Source organism: Halorubrum sodomense (assembly GCF_900111935.1).
GTDB classification, from domain to species: Archaea; Halobacteriota; Halobacteria; order Halobacteriales; family Haloferacaceae; genus Halorubrum; species Halorubrum sodomense.
In genome coordinates this window covers 451,494-466,227 of record NZ_FOYN01000002.1, presented here as the reverse complement: position 1 = coordinate 466,227, position 14,734 = coordinate 451,494, and the positions used below count along the sequence as shown (strand labels likewise).

17 protein-coding genes are annotated in these 14,734 nt (G+C 71.6%); 4 read left to right on the top strand and 13 right to left on the bottom strand.

Translation table 11 applies throughout. The features are described from left to right. Positions 1-45: 45 nt before the first annotated feature. From BM286_RS07185 to BM286_RS07170, 4 genes are all read right to left on the bottom strand, one after another. On the bottom strand, positions 46-360 hold the full coding sequence (locus tag BM286_RS07185) for a hypothetical protein (protein ID WP_167603376.1): 315 nt from the start codon (positions 358-360) through the stop codon (positions 46-48). Positions 361-447: 87 nt separating this feature from the next. Continuing rightward, positions 448-810: a fluoride efflux transporter FluC gene (locus tag BM286_RS07180; RefSeq protein ID WP_092920887.1), complete on the bottom strand. Its 363-nt coding sequence runs from the start codon at positions 808-810 to the stop codon at positions 448-450. Next, positions 807-1,211, bottom strand: coding sequence for a fluoride efflux transporter FluC (locus BM286_RS07175; protein WP_092920886.1), 405 nt, complete (start codon positions 1,209-1,211; stop codon positions 807-809). Before BM286_RS07175 ends, BM286_RS07180 begins: the two co-directional genes overlap by 4 nt. A gap of 61 nt (positions 1,212-1,272) precedes the next feature. Beyond that, entirely contained in the window at positions 1,273-2,487 is a 1,215-nt protein-coding gene (locus BM286_RS07170) for an ATP-binding protein (RefSeq protein ID WP_394327276.1), read from the bottom strand. A 133-nt stretch (positions 2,488-2,620) separates the two neighbouring features. Here BM286_RS07170 and BM286_RS07165 point away from each other — a divergent pair, with 133 nt between their 5' ends. Next, a complete protein-coding gene (locus BM286_RS07165; RefSeq protein WP_092920885.1) occupies positions 2,621-3,097 on the top strand; it encodes a DUF7382 domain-containing protein in 477 nt (158 codons plus the stop codon). 33 nt (positions 3,098-3,130) lie between these two features. Here BM286_RS07165 and BM286_RS07160 read toward each other — a convergent pair whose 3' ends face one another. The 3 genes from BM286_RS07160 to BM286_RS07150 form a co-directional block, all read right to left on the bottom strand. Next, on the bottom strand, positions 3,131-3,934 hold the full coding sequence (locus tag BM286_RS07160; protein ID WP_092920884.1) for a protein-L-isoaspartate O-methyltransferase family protein: 804 nt from the start codon (positions 3,932-3,934) through the stop codon (positions 3,131-3,133). Positions 3,935-4,010: 76 nt separating this feature from the next. After that, positions 4,011-4,643 (bottom strand): protein-L-isoaspartate(D-aspartate) O-methyltransferase, encoded by a 633-nt coding sequence (locus tag BM286_RS07155; protein ID WP_092920883.1) that lies wholly within the window; start codon positions 4,641-4,643, stop codon positions 4,011-4,013. Between the two features lie 62 nt (positions 4,644-4,705). Beyond that, entirely contained in the window at positions 4,706-5,239 is a 534-nt protein-coding gene (locus BM286_RS07150; protein WP_092920882.1) for an Hsp20/alpha crystallin family protein, read from the bottom strand. A gap of 111 nt (positions 5,240-5,350) precedes the next feature. Here BM286_RS07150 and BM286_RS07145 point away from each other — a divergent pair, with 111 nt between their 5' ends. The 3 genes from BM286_RS07145 to cysS all read left to right on the top strand — a co-directional run bounded on the left by BM286_RS07145 (position 5,351) and on the right by cysS (position 10,088). After that, positions 5,351-6,736 carry a cryptochrome/photolyase family protein gene (locus tag BM286_RS07145; RefSeq protein WP_092920881.1) on the top strand — a complete coding sequence of 462 codons (1,386 nt, stop codon included), beginning with the start codon at positions 5,351-5,353 and terminating at the stop codon, positions 6,734-6,736. Between the two features lie 84 nt (positions 6,737-6,820). Then, positions 6,821-8,083, top strand: coding sequence for a threonine ammonia-lyase (gene ilvA / locus BM286_RS07140; protein ID WP_092920880.1), 1,263 nt, complete (start codon positions 6,821-6,823; stop codon positions 8,081-8,083). Positions 8,084-8,567: 484 nt separating this feature from the next. Continuing rightward, on the top strand, positions 8,568-10,088 hold the full coding sequence (gene cysS / locus BM286_RS07135; RefSeq protein ID WP_092920879.1) for a cysteine--tRNA ligase: 1,521 nt from the start codon (positions 8,568-8,570) through the stop codon (positions 10,086-10,088). Between the two features lie 51 nt (positions 10,089-10,139). Here the strand turns inward: cysS and BM286_RS07130 are convergent, their stop codons facing one another. From BM286_RS07130 to BM286_RS07105, 6 genes are all read right to left on the bottom strand, one after another. Next, positions 10,140-10,574 (bottom strand): hypothetical protein, encoded by a 435-nt coding sequence (locus BM286_RS07130; protein ID WP_394327275.1) that lies wholly within the window; start codon positions 10,572-10,574, stop codon positions 10,140-10,142. 55 nt (positions 10,575-10,629) lie between these two features. Further along, positions 10,630-10,905, bottom strand: a complete 276-nt coding sequence (locus BM286_RS07125; protein WP_092920878.1) for an ArsR/SmtB family transcription factor — start codon at positions 10,903-10,905, stop codon at positions 10,630-10,632. Between the two features lie 98 nt (positions 10,906-11,003). Continuing rightward, positions 11,004-11,498, bottom strand: coding sequence for a fasciclin domain-containing protein (locus BM286_RS07120; RefSeq protein ID WP_092920877.1), 495 nt, complete (start codon positions 11,496-11,498; stop codon positions 11,004-11,006). Positions 11,499-11,668: 170 nt separating this feature from the next. After that, the gene (gene pheA / locus BM286_RS07115) at positions 11,669-12,475 is read right to left on the bottom strand and encodes a prephenate dehydratase (RefSeq protein WP_092920876.1); all 807 of its coding nucleotides are present in this window, start codon (positions 12,473-12,475) and stop codon (positions 11,669-11,671) included. Positions 12,476-12,575: 100 nt separating this feature from the next. Next, positions 12,576-13,805: a DR2241 family protein gene (locus BM286_RS07110; RefSeq protein ID WP_092920875.1), complete on the bottom strand. Its 1,230-nt coding sequence runs from the start codon at positions 13,803-13,805 to the stop codon at positions 12,576-12,578. A gap of 2 nt (positions 13,806-13,807) precedes the next feature. Then, a complete protein-coding gene (locus BM286_RS07105; RefSeq protein WP_092920874.1) occupies positions 13,808-14,677 on the bottom strand; it encodes a CbiX/SirB N-terminal domain-containing protein in 870 nt (289 codons plus the stop codon). Positions 14,678-14,734: the final 57 nt, after the last annotated feature.

The window sequence follows — 14,734 nt, the reverse complement described above, 5'->3', positions numbered from 1 at the left end:
GCCGCCGAGGGGGTTCGAACCGAGACGGCGACGAGAGAGCGGGCGTCAGCGAGCGACGCGGTCGAGAAGCAAGTAAACGAGCGCCGCGACGGCGGCGACGATCGCCGCGACCGCGGAGAGCAGACCGGCGGCGCGGGGGAACGACAGCCAGAACGCCCCGTAGAAGGCGAGCGCGAACGCGAACAGGCCGACGACCAGCAGGCCGCGCGAGGGGTTCTGCGCGGCGGCGACGAACGCGCGCTGGAGGATCGAGAGGTCGCCGAACTCGGGGATCGAATCGAGGTCCGCGTCGTCGGGGAGGGGCCCCGAGTCGGCCGTATCGGTCGACTCGCCGTCGACGGAGCGGTCGGTGTCGGTCACGACCACGGGTAGGTGACGGAGGATCCTGTACCTATCGCTTGTCGGTCCGACCTGGAACGGGCCTCGGGCCGCCGGAGCGGCCGCCGTTCATCCGAGGGTCCGACCGACGAGAATCGAACCGAACAGGAACGCGGCCAACGCGGCCCCGAGATTCGTCGCTGCGACCGTCGCGGCGGCCCGGGTTCCCGTCTCGCTCGCCGCCCGCACGGTCCCGACCGCGAACGATGAGAACGTCGTGAACGCGCCACAGAAGCCGACGCCGAAGAGCAGCGTCGCCGTCGGTCCGACGGGTGCGGCGGACACGGCTCCGAGCGCGAAGCTCCCGAGCGCGTTGACGAGGAGGACCGATCGGCGCCCTCCGACGCGAAGCCCGACCGCGTGGCGGGAGGCGGCCCCGAGCGCGCCGCCGAGGCCGACGAGTGCCGTCGCGACGAGCGGAGCGGCGGTCATCGCCGCTGCCGCCCCCCGACAGCGAGGCCGACCGCGGCCGCGGCGAATCCGGTCGCGTAGCTGACGGCGACGTACCACGCGCCCGCCGGCGTTCCGAGCGCGACCGCGTCCGAGACGAACGTGCTGTACGTCGTGAACGACGAGAGCGCGCCGGTCCCGACGAGCAGTCGAATCCGGCCGCTCGACGCGCGGGTTAACAGGAGTCCGAGCGCGAACGACCCGGCGACGTTCGCGACGAGCGTCCCCGTGCCGGTGGGAGTTCCGCCGAGTATCGCCGGACCGCCACCGGAGGAGGTCGCAGCGACGACCCGGGCGATCCCGAGGTCGACCGCGTGTCTGCCGACCGCACCGAGGAACCCGCCGACCGCGACGAGCAGGAATCCGTACGGCGTTCGTTCCATACGCGTCGGTAACCCCGGGGCCGCTTGTACGTTCGGAGTCGTTCGGCCCCGGTGCGCTCGGTCACCCCGGACCCGACAGCCGACTCGCGCGCGGGCTCTCCCCTTCGTGCGGCGTACGTCGTTCGCGGATCCGGACCGTGTGGACCGTCTCGGTGGCGTCGTCGACGACGAGCGCCTCGCCGACCCCCTCCGGGAGCCGCGAGGCGAGGTCGCCGGCGAGGTACGTCGCCTCCGCCTCCGCCAGCCGGTCAACGTCTCGCGCGGCCGTGAGCCGATGGGAGACGAGGAGGTCGGACTGCGAGACGGCGACGCTCGGCAGCGCGACCGGGCGCTGGGTCGCACAGACCAGCGAGACGCCGGGCGCGCGACCACGAGTGAGGAGCGTCCGGAGCGCCGGCTCCGCGATCCCGTCGAAGAAGGCGTGGGCCTCGTCGACGAGGAGCCACGGGAGCCGGGGGAGACCGCCGTCGATCCGCGCGTCGTAGAGCCCCCGAGCGACCGCGCGGACGACGGCGGCCGCGGCCGCGTCGGGGACGCCGGCGAGGTCAAGCACCGCGGGGTCGCCGTCCGCCGCGAGCGACGCGACCGGCGGCGCGTCGGCGTCGAAGACGCCCCACGACGCCGCCAGCCGGAGGTGGTTCACCGCGGCGCGGCGGGTCTCCGCCGGGGCGTCGGCCGCGTCGACCGCCTCGCGGAGCGCCGCGAGCGACGGGGACGGGCCCCCGCTTCGTCCGGGGTCCGCGGAGCCGTCGGCACCGACCGCGTCTCCGTTACCGTCGTCGACCGCGTCCGCGACGACGCGCCAGACGAGGCTCCCGGGCCCGCTGGCCGGGTCGAGCGCGAGTAAGTCGGGCCATTCCGAGGGCGGTATCGAGGCGGGACGGACCGCGGGGTCGACGACGCGACCGCCGACCGCTTCGAGGCCGGCGAAGACGCCCATCGGGTCGACGACGACCGGGGCGACGCCGTCGGCGTCGGCGAGTTCCTCGGCGAGAACGCCGAGGGTGTACGACTTCCCGGTCCCGCGCTTCCCGAAGACGACCCCCGCGTGCGGGCGGTCGAGGTCGATACCGACCGACGCGCCGGCGCTCCCGTCGCGAGCGAGGAAGGAGCCGATCCGGGCGGTGTGCGGCGGCCGGTGAGTCTCGCCGTCGCGGTCGCTCCCGGCGTCGAGATCGGCCTCGGTGCCGGGATCGCCACCGGTCTCGGCGTCGGAGTCGCCACCGGTCTCGGCGCCGGGGGCGCCATCGGTCTCGGCGCGGCCGAGTACGTACATGGGGTCGGCTGGCCTCGGCATCCGGTAAAAACGGTCGGGTGATCGGTCGGGTTCGGTGATCGCGATCACCGTCACCGGCGTCCGATCCGCCCCGTCCGACTCTTTATAATCCATGCCGCGGCCAGCGCGGCGTATGTCCGATCGAACACACGACTCGCGCACCGCGAATCGCCGGACGTTCAGCACCGACACCCGGGCGATCGAGGGGCTCCCGGTCCGCCTCGTCATCGCGCTCGTCGTCGGCGTCGCCAGCCTCAGCGTGATGATGGGGATGATCGGCGACATCGACGGGCTGGCCGCGACCGAACTGGACGCGCAGCCACAGCCGGAGGTCACCACGCCCGGCGATCAGTCGCTCACCGTCGCCGTCGTCGGTCCCGAGGGCTCCCGCGTCGCGGACGCGACGGTCATCGTGCGCGGCGGCTCCGCGCAGGTCGACGGCGTCGCCACCGCACGGACGAACGGCGAAGGGGTCGCCAGCGTGGAGGTCGCCCCCGAACTCGGTCCGAATCAGGCGGAGGGGACGCTCACGATCGACATCAAACCGCCGGCTACGGGCGACTACGTCGACGAGCGGGAGAACACCGAGGTGCTCGTCGTCGAGGAGTGAGCGGCGTGCGGGCTCGCGCCGCGAGGGAGTCGGTCAGAGCCGGTCGTCCCAGTCGATCCAGTCCTGTTCCCAACCGTGGCGACGGCGACGGCCGCGCTCGGCGCGTTCGGCGTCCTCCCGTCGAGTCCGGTTTCGCTCCACGCCGGGCTGTTCGCCGTCCGCGAGCATCGGCCGGAGTCGCGCCGGCCCGTGCGTCTCGACGGTCTCGAACCCGGCGGGCGCGGGGTCGTCGTCCGCGCCGTCGTTCGTCGGCGGAGCAGCCGGCGCGCCCGACGTCGCGGTCGACGACGGCTCGATCGCCGCGATCGTCTGAACGCCCGCGCCGCGCGGGTAGACGATTCGGCCGTCGGACGCCAGCTGTTCGCGGAGGGCGCGCGGCGGCTCGACCACCGCGGCTTCGAGGAGGATCCGGTCGTAGGGCGCGTACGCCGGGAGACCGTCGGCGCCGTCCGCGCGGTCGACGAGGACCGCTTCGTGGCCGGCCGCGTCGAGGTTCGATCGCGCGGCGACGACGGCGGAGCGGTCGATGTCGATCGCGTGAACGCGGCGCGCGCCGGCGATCTCGGCGAGGATCGCGACCGAGTAGCCGATCCCCGCGCCGACGACGAGGACCGAATCTCCCTCCTCGGCGTCGAGCGCGGTGACCAGTCGGACCAGCGTCGCGAGCGAGAGCGAGTGGGGGTCGTCGCCGTCAACGGCGCCGCCGCGGGGCGAGTCGTCGACGAAGGGGTCGCGCGGGACGCGCTGGAGGGCGGTCAGCACGGGCGGCTCGATCGGCTCGCCGATCTGGTGTTCGAGCCCCTCGATCATGTCCGCCCTGAGCGACGCGTCGTCCATGACCGCACTCGGAACTCGGTCCTCTAAAACTGTGCGTTCGCCGGACGGGTGCCGGTCACGCCGGTGGCACGGCCGACTACTGCATCGGAACGAACCGCACGCCACCGTAGTCCTCGCGGTCGATCCCGTCCTCGCGGACCGTGAGCCGGACGAGCCGCTGGCGACCGCCCTCGCGGACGGGAGCGACGACGCGACCGCCCGTCCGGACGCGGTCGACGATCGGGTCCGGTACCGACCCGGGCGCCGCGCAGGTGAGGTAGGTGGCGTCGAACGGCGCCTCGTCCGCGAACGCCTCGAGACCGTCCTCGGCCGCGACGGTCACGTCGTAGCCGAGGCGATCGAGCCGTTCGCGGGCGTCCGCGGCCAGTTCCGGAACGCGCTCGGCCGAGAAGACGTTCCCCGGGCCGACTACCTCGGTGACGACCGCCGCGTGGTAGCCGCAGCCGGTTCCCACCTCGAAGACGCGGTCCCCGCGCTCGACGTCGAGGAGATCGGTCATCATGGCGACCATGTGCGGCGCACTGACCGTCTGGTCGTGACCGATCGGGAGCGGACGGTCGTCGTACGCCGACGCGCGCTGCGGCTCCGGAACGAACTCGTGGCGCGGGACGGCGCCGATCGCCGACAGCGTCCGTTCGCTCGCGTCGAGGCGGTCGCGGAGCGCGCGCACCAGTTCGCGCCTGGCGGCCGCGCGGTCGGCGTCGTTCATGCGAGACGGTAACACGGGAAACGTGGAGAAAGCATCGACGGTGGCGACGGCGCGGCCGAGGGTCAACTGACGTCGATCGTGTGGCCGCGGTCGTCGTCCGGCGAGCGCTTCGGGAGCCTGACGGTGAGCACGCCGGCGTCGAAGGACGCCGTCGCCGCGTCCGCCTCGATCGGTTCGGGGATCGGAATCCGACGGGAGACGGATCTGAAGCGCCGTTCGCGCCGGTGGTAGCGGGCCTCGTCGTCGGCTTCGCGTGCGCCGTCGGCCGCGTCGGACGCGGCGTCCGGGTCGGCCTCACCGGCGTCGTCGCCCGCGTCCGCAACGTCGAATTCGCTCGACTCCTCGCGGGATCCGGAGATCGCGAGCGCCTCGTCGCGGAACTCGACGTCGACGTCGGCGGGGTCGAATCCGGGGAGGTCGGCGACGACGGTGATCGCCTCGTCGTCCTCGATCACGTCGACGTCGACCTCGCGGGCGCCGGGGAACCGCGGGACCTCGGGACCGGTCCCCTCCAGCGTGCCGCCGAGCTCCTCGAACTCGCGGCCCATCCGTTCGAGCAGGTCCTCGATCTCGTCGAAGGGATCGCGTCGGGTCATACAGGTCAAGATTCGTGACGGAGCGTCTTGAACGTACTGGCGGTACCGGGGTCCGTCGACGGTCACGCGGGCGGGCGACAGACACTATCCGCTCGCGCCCCAGGCGATCGTATGCGCCTGTTCTGGCACCGCGGGGACGCTCGGATGCGAGACAACGCCGGCCTCGCGGCCGCGGCCCGAGAGGGGGAAATTGTGCCGGCGTTCGTGTACGACGCCGACCTGCTCGCGGCGGTCGGTGCGCGTCAGCGCGCCCTCTCCCTCCGGCACGTGAAGCGGCTGGAGGAACGGTACCGCGAACTCGGGAGCGACCTAGTCGTCCGCGCGGGCGACCCGAGCGAGGTCCTCGTCGACCTCGCGGCGGAGTACGACGCCGAGACGGTGTACTACAACGAGCACTACAGACCGGCCCGTCGGAACCGACAGCGGGCGGTCGAGGACGCGCTCGCCGGCGCGGGCGTCGAGACGGACTCGCGGACCGACCTCGTGTTGGTCGACCCCGGGCGGCTAGCGGATCGCTACCCGAACCACAGTCAGTTCCACGACGACTGGGAGGCCGTGCCGAAGCGCGGGCCGTACGCGGCGCCCGGTCCGGACGCGCTGGCCGACGTGCGCGACGGGAAGACGGTCCCCGAGCCCGACGCCGACATCGACCTCCCCGAGGCGGGGTACGAGGCCGCCCGCGAGCGGTTCGACGGCTTCCTCGAAGGCGGGATCACCTCCTACAACGACACCCGCGACGACCTCTCGCGGGCCGTCGAGGCGCCGACACGCGCGGTCTCCCGAATGTCGCCGTACCTCGCGACGGGCGCGATCGGGATCCGAGAGCTGTGGGCGGGCGCGAGCGACGCGTACGACGCCGCGACCGGGAGCGAACGCCGCAACGTCGACAAGTACCGCTACGAGCTGTCGTGGCGCGAGCAGATGTACCACCTGCTGTACTACAACCCCGACCTCGCGGTGTCCAACTACAAGTCGTTCCCGAACGAGATCGCGTGGCGCGAGTCGGACGCCGACTTCGAGGCGTGGGCGCGCGGCGAGACCGGCTACCCCCTCGTCGACGCCGGGATGCGGCAGCTGAACGCGGAGGGGTATATTCACAACCGCCCGCGACAGGTGGTCGCGAGCTTCCTGACGAAACACCTCCTGATCGACTGGCGGCGCGGCGCGCGCTACTTCACCAAGCAGCTGATCGACCACGACTACGCCTCGAACCACGGCGCGTGGCAGTGGACCGCCTCGACCGGTACCGACTCCGTCGACGTGCGCATCTTCGACCCGGTGAGCCAGATGTCGAAGTACGACGCGGACGCGCGCTTCGTGACGGCGTACGTCCCGGAACTCGCGGACGTGCCCGCGGGCAAGGTCGTCGACTGGCCGACCCTCTCGCGGGCGGAGCGCGAGGAGCTGGCGCCCGACTACCCGCATCCGATCGTCGACCGGAACGAGGGGTACGAGCGGGCCCAGCGCGTCTTCGAGGAGGCGCTCGGGAAGCGGTAGGGTCCGGTCGACGCGGCGACGCGAGGGTTCTGACTCCGTTCCGTATCCGAGTCCTTTTCGGGGGCGCCCGAGAACGGCTCCGCCATGTCTCCCGTCACGATCGACGACGTCGAGGCCGCCGCCGAGCGGATCGCCGGCACCGACATCGTCCAGCGCACGCCCGTCGAGCGGAGTCGGTCGCTGAGCGACCGGTGCGGCGCCGACGTGCGTCTGAAGATGGAACACCTCCAGCGCACCGGCTCGTTCAAGACGCGCGGCGCGTACAACGCGATCTCGCTGGCGATCGGCGGCTCCGGGGAGGGGACCGACGGGCCGGCGATCGAGCGCGTCGTGGCCGCGAGCGCGGGCAACCACGCTCAGGGAGTGGCGCTGGCGGCGTCGGACGCCGGGATCGACGCGACGATCGTGATGCCGGAGTCGGCGCCGGCGGCGAAGATCGAGGCGACCCGCGCGTACGGCGCGGAGGTCGTGCTCCGCGGGAGCGCGTTCCCAGAGGCGATGGCACACGCCCGGACGCTGACCGACGACCCCGGGACGCGGTTCGTCCACGCGTTCGACGACCCGGACGTGGTCGCCGGGCAGGGGACGCTCGGCCTGGAGGTGATAGAGCAGGTGCCCGACGCCGACGCCGTCCTCGTCCCGGTGGGCGGCGGCGGGCTCGCGGGCGGCGTCGCGGCCGCGGTGAAGGCGCGCTCGCCCGAGACGCGCGTGGTGGGCGTCCAGACCGAGGGCGCGTCGACGCTCTCGGAGAGCCTCGCGGCCGGCGAGCTCGTGACGCGCGACGAGCCGGACACCATCGCGGACGGGATCGCGACCGGCGGGCTGAGCGAGCTCACCTTCGGCCTGCTGGACGAGCACCTCGACGACGCCGTCGTGGTGAGCGACGACGACGTGGCGAACGCGATCCTGTTGCTCCTGGAGCGCGCGAAGCAGATGGTCGAGGGCGCGGGCGCGACCGCGGCGGCCGCCCTCCTGAACGACGACGCGGTCGACGAGCTCGACCTCGCCGGCGAGACGGTCGTCCCCCTCCTCTGTGGCGGCAACATCGACGTGACGACGCTGAAGGAGGTGGTGACGCACGCCCTCGTCGACCGCGACCAGCTGATCGAGCTCTCCGTCCGGATCGACGACACGCCCGGGACGATGGGAGAGATCGCGACCCTGATCGGCGGCGAGCGCGCGAACATCCGGACGGTGCGCCACGAGCGCAGCCGCCCGGACCTGCCGGTGGGCGACGCCGACCTCGTGTTCGAGGTGGAGACGAACGGCCCCGCCCACGTCGACCGCGTCCTGACCGCGGTGCGCGAGGCGGGATACGAGGTGACGTGGACGACGCGGGAGGCGTGAGAGTAGGCAGTTGTCTATTTATAAATAGAATTGCGGTGGCGCGCGCCTCCGAGCGGGCCCGTGGCCCGCGAGGAGCGCGTGCGAGGGAGTCGGCCGGCCGGAGCGAAGCGGAGGCCGGCCGACGAGGCTGGGGAGGTGTGAGGCGCGGTTGCGGTGCTGTGCGGGGTGGGAATCAAAGGGGCAGCCACGAGGGCGCCGTAGGCGACGTAAGCACTGGAACGAGGAAGCGAACGTAGTGAGCGACCGAGTGAAGCGCACAGCGAGCGTACGGCGCCCTCGCGGCTGGGGCTTTGGAGGCGTTCGCCGTCGATCTACTGTGGGTTATTTGTATCCGATCGGCTGGGGCTTTGGTGGTGCTCGCCGCCGATCCGCGGTCAATATCGAATATCCACGCCCGGGCAGACGAACCGACGGCGGAGTCGTATCGGTCCTCGTCTCGCTCGATCCGACGATTTGAAACGCGCACCCCGGCAACCACGTCGTAATGAGTCTCGTCGTTACCGACACCCTGGCAGACGAGCGCGTCGAGTTCACCGCGGACGGCGACGTCACGCTGTACGTCTGCGGCCTGACGGTGTCGGACGACCCGCACCTCGGCCACGCCCGCCTGTGGTTCCACGCCGACGTGCTCCACCGGTGGCTCGAACACGTCGGCTACGACGTGCGCCACGTCGAGAACGTCACCGACGTCAACGAGAAGATCACGGCCCGCGTCGGCGAGCGCGACGAGTGGGCGGCCGAGCGCGACGTGGCCGAGACGTTCACGGCGAGCGTCTTCGATTCGATGCGCGGGCTGAACCTCAAGCGGGCGGAGGTGTACCCGCGCGTCACCGAACACGTCCCGGAGATAATCGATCTGACGGAGACCCTGATCGAGAAGGGGTACGCCTACGAGTCGAACGGCTCCGTCTACTTCGACGTGACCGCCTTCGACGGGTACGGGAAGCTCTCGAACCAGGACCTCGACGCGCTCGAGGCGCAGGGCGACCCGGACGAGCGGTCGGAGAAGCGCAACCCCGCGGACTTCGCCCTCTGGAAGGCGGACGGCGTGAGCGAGTCCGCGGCGCGCGAACACGCGAAACACGACCACGGCGCCGAGACGCCCGACGGCGAGACGTGGGCGTCGCCGTGGAGCGAGGGCCGCCCGGGGTGGCACGTCGAGTGCTCGGCGATGTCGACGACGCACCTCGGCGACACGCTCGACGTTCACATGGGCGGGCGCGACCTCGTGTTCCCCCACCACGAGAACGAGATCGCGCAGTCCGAGGCGGCCACCGGCGAGGCGTTCGCGCGCCACTGGCTCCACGTCGGCCTGCTGGAGATGGACGGCGAGAAGATGTCCTCCTCGATCGGCAACTTCTGGACCGTCCCCGACGCGCTCGACGAGCTCGGCGTCAACGTGATCCGGACCTTCTACGCGGGCGCCGCCTACCGCTCGGAGCAGGCGCTCACCGAGGAGACGATCGCCGAGGCCGAGGAGCGCTGGGAGCGGCTCTCGCGCACCCACGACCGCGCCGTCGACGCGCTCGACTCCACGGAGGCCCGCGCGAAGACCGAGGACGGCGACCTCCGCGAGACGGTCGCGACCGCGCGCGAGGAGTTCGCGGCCGCGATGAACGACGACCTCAACCTCCGGGAGGCGACCGCGGCGCTCCTCGACCTCACCGACGCGGTGAACCGCCACGTGGACGGGGTCGAGGAGGCGGGCGCGAACGACGGTGCGGCCGGGACCGACGCCGAGGCCGCCTACGACTACCGCGGCCTCCGCCAGGCGGTCGAGGCGTTCGAGGAGCTCGGCGGCGACGTGCTCGGCCTCCAGTTCGGGTCGACGACCGACGGGGACGTCGACCTCGCCGCCGAGCTGGTCGAACTCGTGCTCGACGTGCGCGAGGCCGAGCGCGAGGCGGGGAACTACGAGCGCGCAGACGAGCTCCGCGACGCCCTCCGGGAGGTCGGCGTCGAGATCGAGGACGGGCCGGACGGCGCGACGTACCGGTTCGAGTAGGGCGACTCGGTCCCGGGGACCGACGCGACTCAGTCTATGGGACCGACCGGCTCAGTCCCAGGTGACGTACACGAGGAAGGCGATGCCGACGAACTCCAGGATCTGGAGGTACATCATCGCCCGGAGCGCCGGCGTCGACATCTGCGGCGGGTTCAGGTAGTAGAACAGCGCCAGGGCGTTCTCGGCGAGGAGGAGGAGCGCGAACACCGCCGAGCCGAGGGTGTGTTTCGACCGGATCTCGAGGTAGTTCCGGCCCCAGATGCCGACGAGGACGAGCAGCAGCAGGATGTTCAGCGCCGCGGCGACCCGCGCCACGCCGAGCGTCGCGCCGCCGAGCGTCGCGATGCCGGCGGTCGCTACGTCCAAGCTGGCCGTCGCTACGTCCAAGCTGGCCGTCGCTACGTCGAGGGTCGTCGCTACGTCCAAGCTGGCCGTCGCTACGTCGAGGGTCGTCGCAGCGGTCGTCACGCCGAGGGTCGCGGTCATGGCGCGCGCCCTCCGGTTCCGCGGTCGGTCGCTGCGTTCGGGGGGTAGGTCATACTCATTCCAGTTGGTCGACGATCTCTTCGACGGTGTCCCAGTGCGTACGGGTCCGGTCCGTGGGGAGGTAAATGGCACCGTAGTTCTGGTCGGTGCTCTCGATCACGCCGTTCTCCTCGAGCACGTCGAGATGGTGTCTGACGGTCTTGTACGCGAGGTCGAGGTCCTCGGCGAGCTGGTTGGCGTTCCGCGGGCGCTCGTCGAGCGCGCGGAGCAGCCGGGCGCGGTTCGGACCGCCCCGGGTACCCGCCAACACCTGCCAGAGGACCGCCTCCATCGAGAGTACCAATCGGAGGACCGGGTAATAAGCGCGGGGATACCCGCACGGGGAGCGGGGAGAGCGTAACGCCGGCGGGGACACGATTGATCCGTCGCCTACGGCTGTAACACGCCGTCGATGACGTGGATGATGCCGTTCGAGGCCTCGATGTTCGTGTCGACGATGTCGGCCTGGTCGCCGTTGAGGTCGGTGCCGTCGACGTCGACCTTCGCGCCGTTCAGGGTCGGCACCTGGCTCGCGTTGACGATCGAGTTCGCCTTCCGACGGCCCGGCACGACGTGGTAGGTGAGCACGTCGGTCAGGAACTCGTCGTCGACCGCGTCGACGTTGTCGACCGTGATCCCAGCGTCGTTAAACGCCGCGTCGGTCGGGGCGAAGACCGTCAGCTGTCGGTTCCCGTTCAGCGTGTCGACGAGCCCCGCCTCCCGGACCGCGGCGACGAGCACGTCGAAGCCGTCGGCCGCGGCGGCCACGTCGACTATCGTGTCGCCCCGGCTCGGCGGCTTCGCTGCGGCCGCCCCCGCGCCGCCGATCAGCGCCGCTGTTCCCGCGCCGACGCGCTTCAGTACCGTCCGTCTGCCAGCGTTCATGGGAAACACCCGCCCGGGAGAACGTTTCAGAATTTATTTAACAATTTGGTGAAAGCAACCTGACTTCCCCACGAAAGAGACCCAAATCTCCGCCAATATTACCGACTTCGGGCGGGGGACCGAGCCGGGAGAGGCGGGTCCGGAATCCCGCCGCGGCCGGGTGGGGCGGCTCAGTCCAGCACGTGTTCGGTGTCGTACGATCCGAGCACCTTGACCCACCCCTTGTCGGCGATGGCCTCGATATCCCGGACGGCGGCCGCCATGTGGTCCTCGTAGAGGCCGGCGTCCACGTCGAAGTGGAACAGGTAGTCGCCGAGGCGCTCGCCGCTCGGACGCGACTCGATCCGCGAGAGGTTGAGGTTGCGGTCGGCGAACGCCTCCAGCAGTTCCAGGAGGAGGCCGGGGTAGTTCGCGTTCGGGTAGACGATCAGCGTGGTCTTTCCGCCGGCGTCGGAGCGCGCGGACTCGGGCGCGACGACGAGGAAGCGCGTCGCGTTCGACGTTCGGTCCTGAATGTCGGCCGCGAGGATCTCGAGGTCGTCGCCGGCGTTATCGGGGTGGCCGATCCCGGCCACGCGGGCGTCCTCGCGGGCTCGCTCGACCCCGCGGGCCGTTGAGGCGACCGCTTCGAGGCCGGCGTCCGGGTAGTTCGCCTCCAGCCAGTTGCGACACTGCGCGAGCGCCTGCGAGTGGCTCGCGACGGCCTCGAACTCCTCGTCCTGCGCGAGGAGGGCGTGGCGGATCGGCGTGACGACCTCGCGGGTCACCGCCACGTCGTAGTCGGCGAGCGCGTCGAGGCTCTCCGTGACGGACCCCTCGATGCTGTTCTCGATGGGGACGACCCCGCGCTCGAACTCGCCGCTCGCGACGGCGTCGACGATCGCGGTGACCGACTCCCGGAACGACACCTCGGCGGCGACGGCGCGCGCGGCGCGGTGCGAGTACGTGCCGGCGGGGCCCAGCGTGACGGCGTTCATTACCCCACCGTATCGGGGGCGGCGAGAAAAGCCTGCGGGGCGCGGCGATGTTTCCGGTGGGGGTCGGTGTAGCGCGGTTCGGCGCCGGCCGCCGCAGCGGTCACTCCTCGTCCGGATCGGTCGGCACGCCGCCGAGGTTCCCCTCGTCGTCGAACAGCTTCGCCCGGAGGAACCGCGTCCGGTAGCGGTTCGCGCCCTCCTTCGTGTCGGCCTCGCGGATCTCGTCGATCCGGCCGTCGGCGACCGCGTCGATGATGTCTTCGACCTGCTCCTTCTCGCTCGGGGTCAGTTCGAACTCGTACGTCCGGGGCTGCTCGCTCTCCAGCCGCGTCCACTTGCGCGCGGCCGACACCACGACGGAGCAGGGCTCGCGACAGGGGAAGACGCCGTCGCCGCCGTCGACGTCGAGGTCGGTCTCCTCGTCGTACTCCCACTCCCGCCGCTTGAGACACTGGGAGTCGTCGCAGCACGCCTCAGCGACCCAGTCGACGTGTTCGTTGCCCTCGCCGCGGTCCCAGGTCTTCACGACGCCGTAGATGCCCGACTGGCGCTCCATCGTCTCGCGCCAGTGGGTCACGTCGAGCTCGCCCTCGCGCTCGCGGTGCCAGTTGGCGACCGTCGCGGGGTAGATCGTCTCCACCGCCTCGTAGAGGTCGCGGGGGCCCAGGTCGGGGAAGACCCAGCCGCCCGCGAGCGACGGCGCGGTCTTGAGCGGCCGGTACCGCCCCTTCTCGTCGAAGGTGACCAGCTCGCGCGCGTCGAGCGGGTCCTCGTACGCGTCGAGCTCGTCGACCGGAACGCCGGCGTCGTCGGCGTGGCGCACGTCGTAGCGGCGCTCGCCGCGGTCGGTGATCGTGGCCGTGATCTTCAGCTCCCCCCACGCGCGCTCGATCCCCTCGGCGAGCGCCGCGTACCGGGTCGCGACGGTCTCGCCGTCGGCGTCCTCGATCCAGCGGAGGAACGCGCGGCGCGGCCCGAACTCGCCGACGACCCGCTCGAAGACGTACCAGTCGGTGACGGCGGGCGCGCGCTCGGCGAGCGCCCCGTGGAGGTCGCGCTCGCTCATCCCCGTCGGGCGGCCGCCGGCGGCGAGGACGTACTCGTCGGGCGTGCCGCCGGGCAGGTCCTCGTCGGTTCCTTTGGTGCCGCGCGCGACGCTGAACCCCTCGAACTGGAGGGGTTCGCCGGGGTCGCGGTCGTCGAGCGCGTCGAGCACCGCGTCGAACGCGTCGCTCGGGAGGTCGACGTCGGGGAGTTCGGGTCCGTCGTCGTCCGCCTCGCCCGCTTCGCCCGCCTCGCCGCCGTCGGTACCGGGGGTGGAGTCGGCCACGGTCAGTCCCCCGTGGCGACGCGGGTCGTCTCGCGCACGTCGTCGAGCGCCCCGCCGACGTCGGCGCCGGCGTCGGCGGCGCGCTCCAACACCACGTCGGCCATGAGCGGCTCCGTTCCCACCGCGCCGGCGTACCAGATCCGGGTGCCGTCGACGGTCTCGGGCACGTCGTACCCCTCGGTGTGGTCCTCGCAGAGGCCGACGTCCTCCGGGATGTCCTCCTGCGTGTGGTAGCCGTCGGCGATGAAGAGGGGGACCAGGACGACGTCGTCGCTCTCGAAGTGCTCCGGGAGGTCGTCGACCTCGGGCTCCTCGTCCATGTACAGCGCCTTCACCTCGTCGAAGCGGTCGCGCTCGGCGATCCGGTCGGCGTGGTACTCGATCGCCTTCGCCGAGTTCTCGTTGCGCTCGGTGCCGTGACCGACGACCGCCAGCCCGAACCCGTCGCCCACGTCGGCGTCGTTCGTCACGGACTCCGCCCGCCGGACGATCACGTCAGTCATCGCGCGGTGGGTCCCGACCGGGCCGCAGTAGTGGACCTCGCTGTCGATGTCCTCGGCGACGAGCGTGGCCTGGTCGGCGGAGAGGCCGTCGGAGTCCCACTCGGAGACGTCCCACCCGTTGAGCCGGAGCTCGCGGGGGATCACCTGCTCGGTGAAGTACCCCTCCGAAACGAACAGCGGGACGACGTAGATCTCCGACCCCTCGACGGTACGGAGCACCTCTCGGAAGTGGGGCTCTTCCTTCCAGAAGCCGGTGCGGACCTCGTCGAAGGCACCGGCGGCGCGGATCGTGTCGGCGTGGTCGTACGTCGGCGCGCTCGACTCGGGGTTGAGGTGCGAGCCGTGCGCGACGATGACGAGCGACTGCATACCCGTGCTGGGGGCGCGCCGCTCTTAGGGACTTCGGAGGCTGCGGGGCGACGAGAA

Bases quoted from the DNA above. Each gene is read 5' to 3' on its own strand.
- BM286_RS07145 (WP_092920881.1), top strand. From the start codon at position 5,351: ATGCGCCTGTTCTGGCACCGCGGGGACGCTCGGATGCGAGACAACGCC.
- BM286_RS07180 (WP_092920887.1), bottom strand. From the start codon at position 810: ATGACCGCCGCTCCGCTCGTCGCGACGGCACTCGTCGGCCTCGGCGGC.
- cysS (WP_092920879.1), top strand. From the start codon at position 8,568: ATGAGTCTCGTCGTTACCGACACCCTGGCAGACGAGCGCGTCGAGTTC.
- BM286_RS07170 (WP_394327276.1), bottom strand. From the start codon at position 2,487: ATGTACGTACTCGGCCGCGCCGAGACCGATGGCGCCCCCGGCGCCGAG.
- BM286_RS07160 (WP_092920884.1), bottom strand. From the start codon at position 3,934: ATGGACGACGCGTCGCTCAGGGCGGACATGATCGAGGGGCTCGAACAC.
- BM286_RS07165 (WP_092920885.1), top strand. From the start codon at position 2,621: ATGTCCGATCGAACACACGACTCGCGCACCGCGAATCGCCGGACGTTC.
- BM286_RS07150 (WP_092920882.1), bottom strand. From the start codon at position 5,239: ATGACCCGACGCGATCCCTTCGACGAGATCGAGGACCTGCTCGAACGG.
- BM286_RS07130 (WP_394327275.1), bottom strand. From the start codon at position 10,574: ATGACCGCGACCCTCGGCGTGACGACCGCTGCGACGACCCTCGACGTA.
- ilvA (WP_092920880.1), top strand. From the start codon at position 6,821: ATGTCTCCCGTCACGATCGACGACGTCGAGGCCGCCGCCGAGCGGATC.
- BM286_RS07175 (WP_092920886.1), bottom strand. From the start codon at position 1,211: ATGGAACGAACGCCGTACGGATTCCTGCTCGTCGCGGTCGGCGGGTTC.
- BM286_RS07120 (WP_092920877.1), bottom strand. From the start codon at position 11,498: ATGAACGCTGGCAGACGGACGGTACTGAAGCGCGTCGGCGCGGGAACA.
- BM286_RS07105 (WP_092920874.1), bottom strand. From the start codon at position 14,677: ATGCAGTCGCTCGTCATCGTCGCGCACGGCTCGCACCTCAACCCCGAG.
- BM286_RS07125 (WP_092920878.1), bottom strand. From the start codon at position 10,905: ATGGAGGCGGTCCTCTGGCAGGTGTTGGCGGGTACCCGGGGCGGTCCG.
- BM286_RS07155 (WP_092920883.1), bottom strand. From the start codon at position 4,643: ATGAACGACGCCGACCGCGCGGCCGCCAGGCGCGAACTGGTGCGCGCG.
- pheA (WP_092920876.1), bottom strand. From the start codon at position 12,475: ATGAACGCCGTCACGCTGGGCCCCGCCGGCACGTACTCGCACCGCGCC.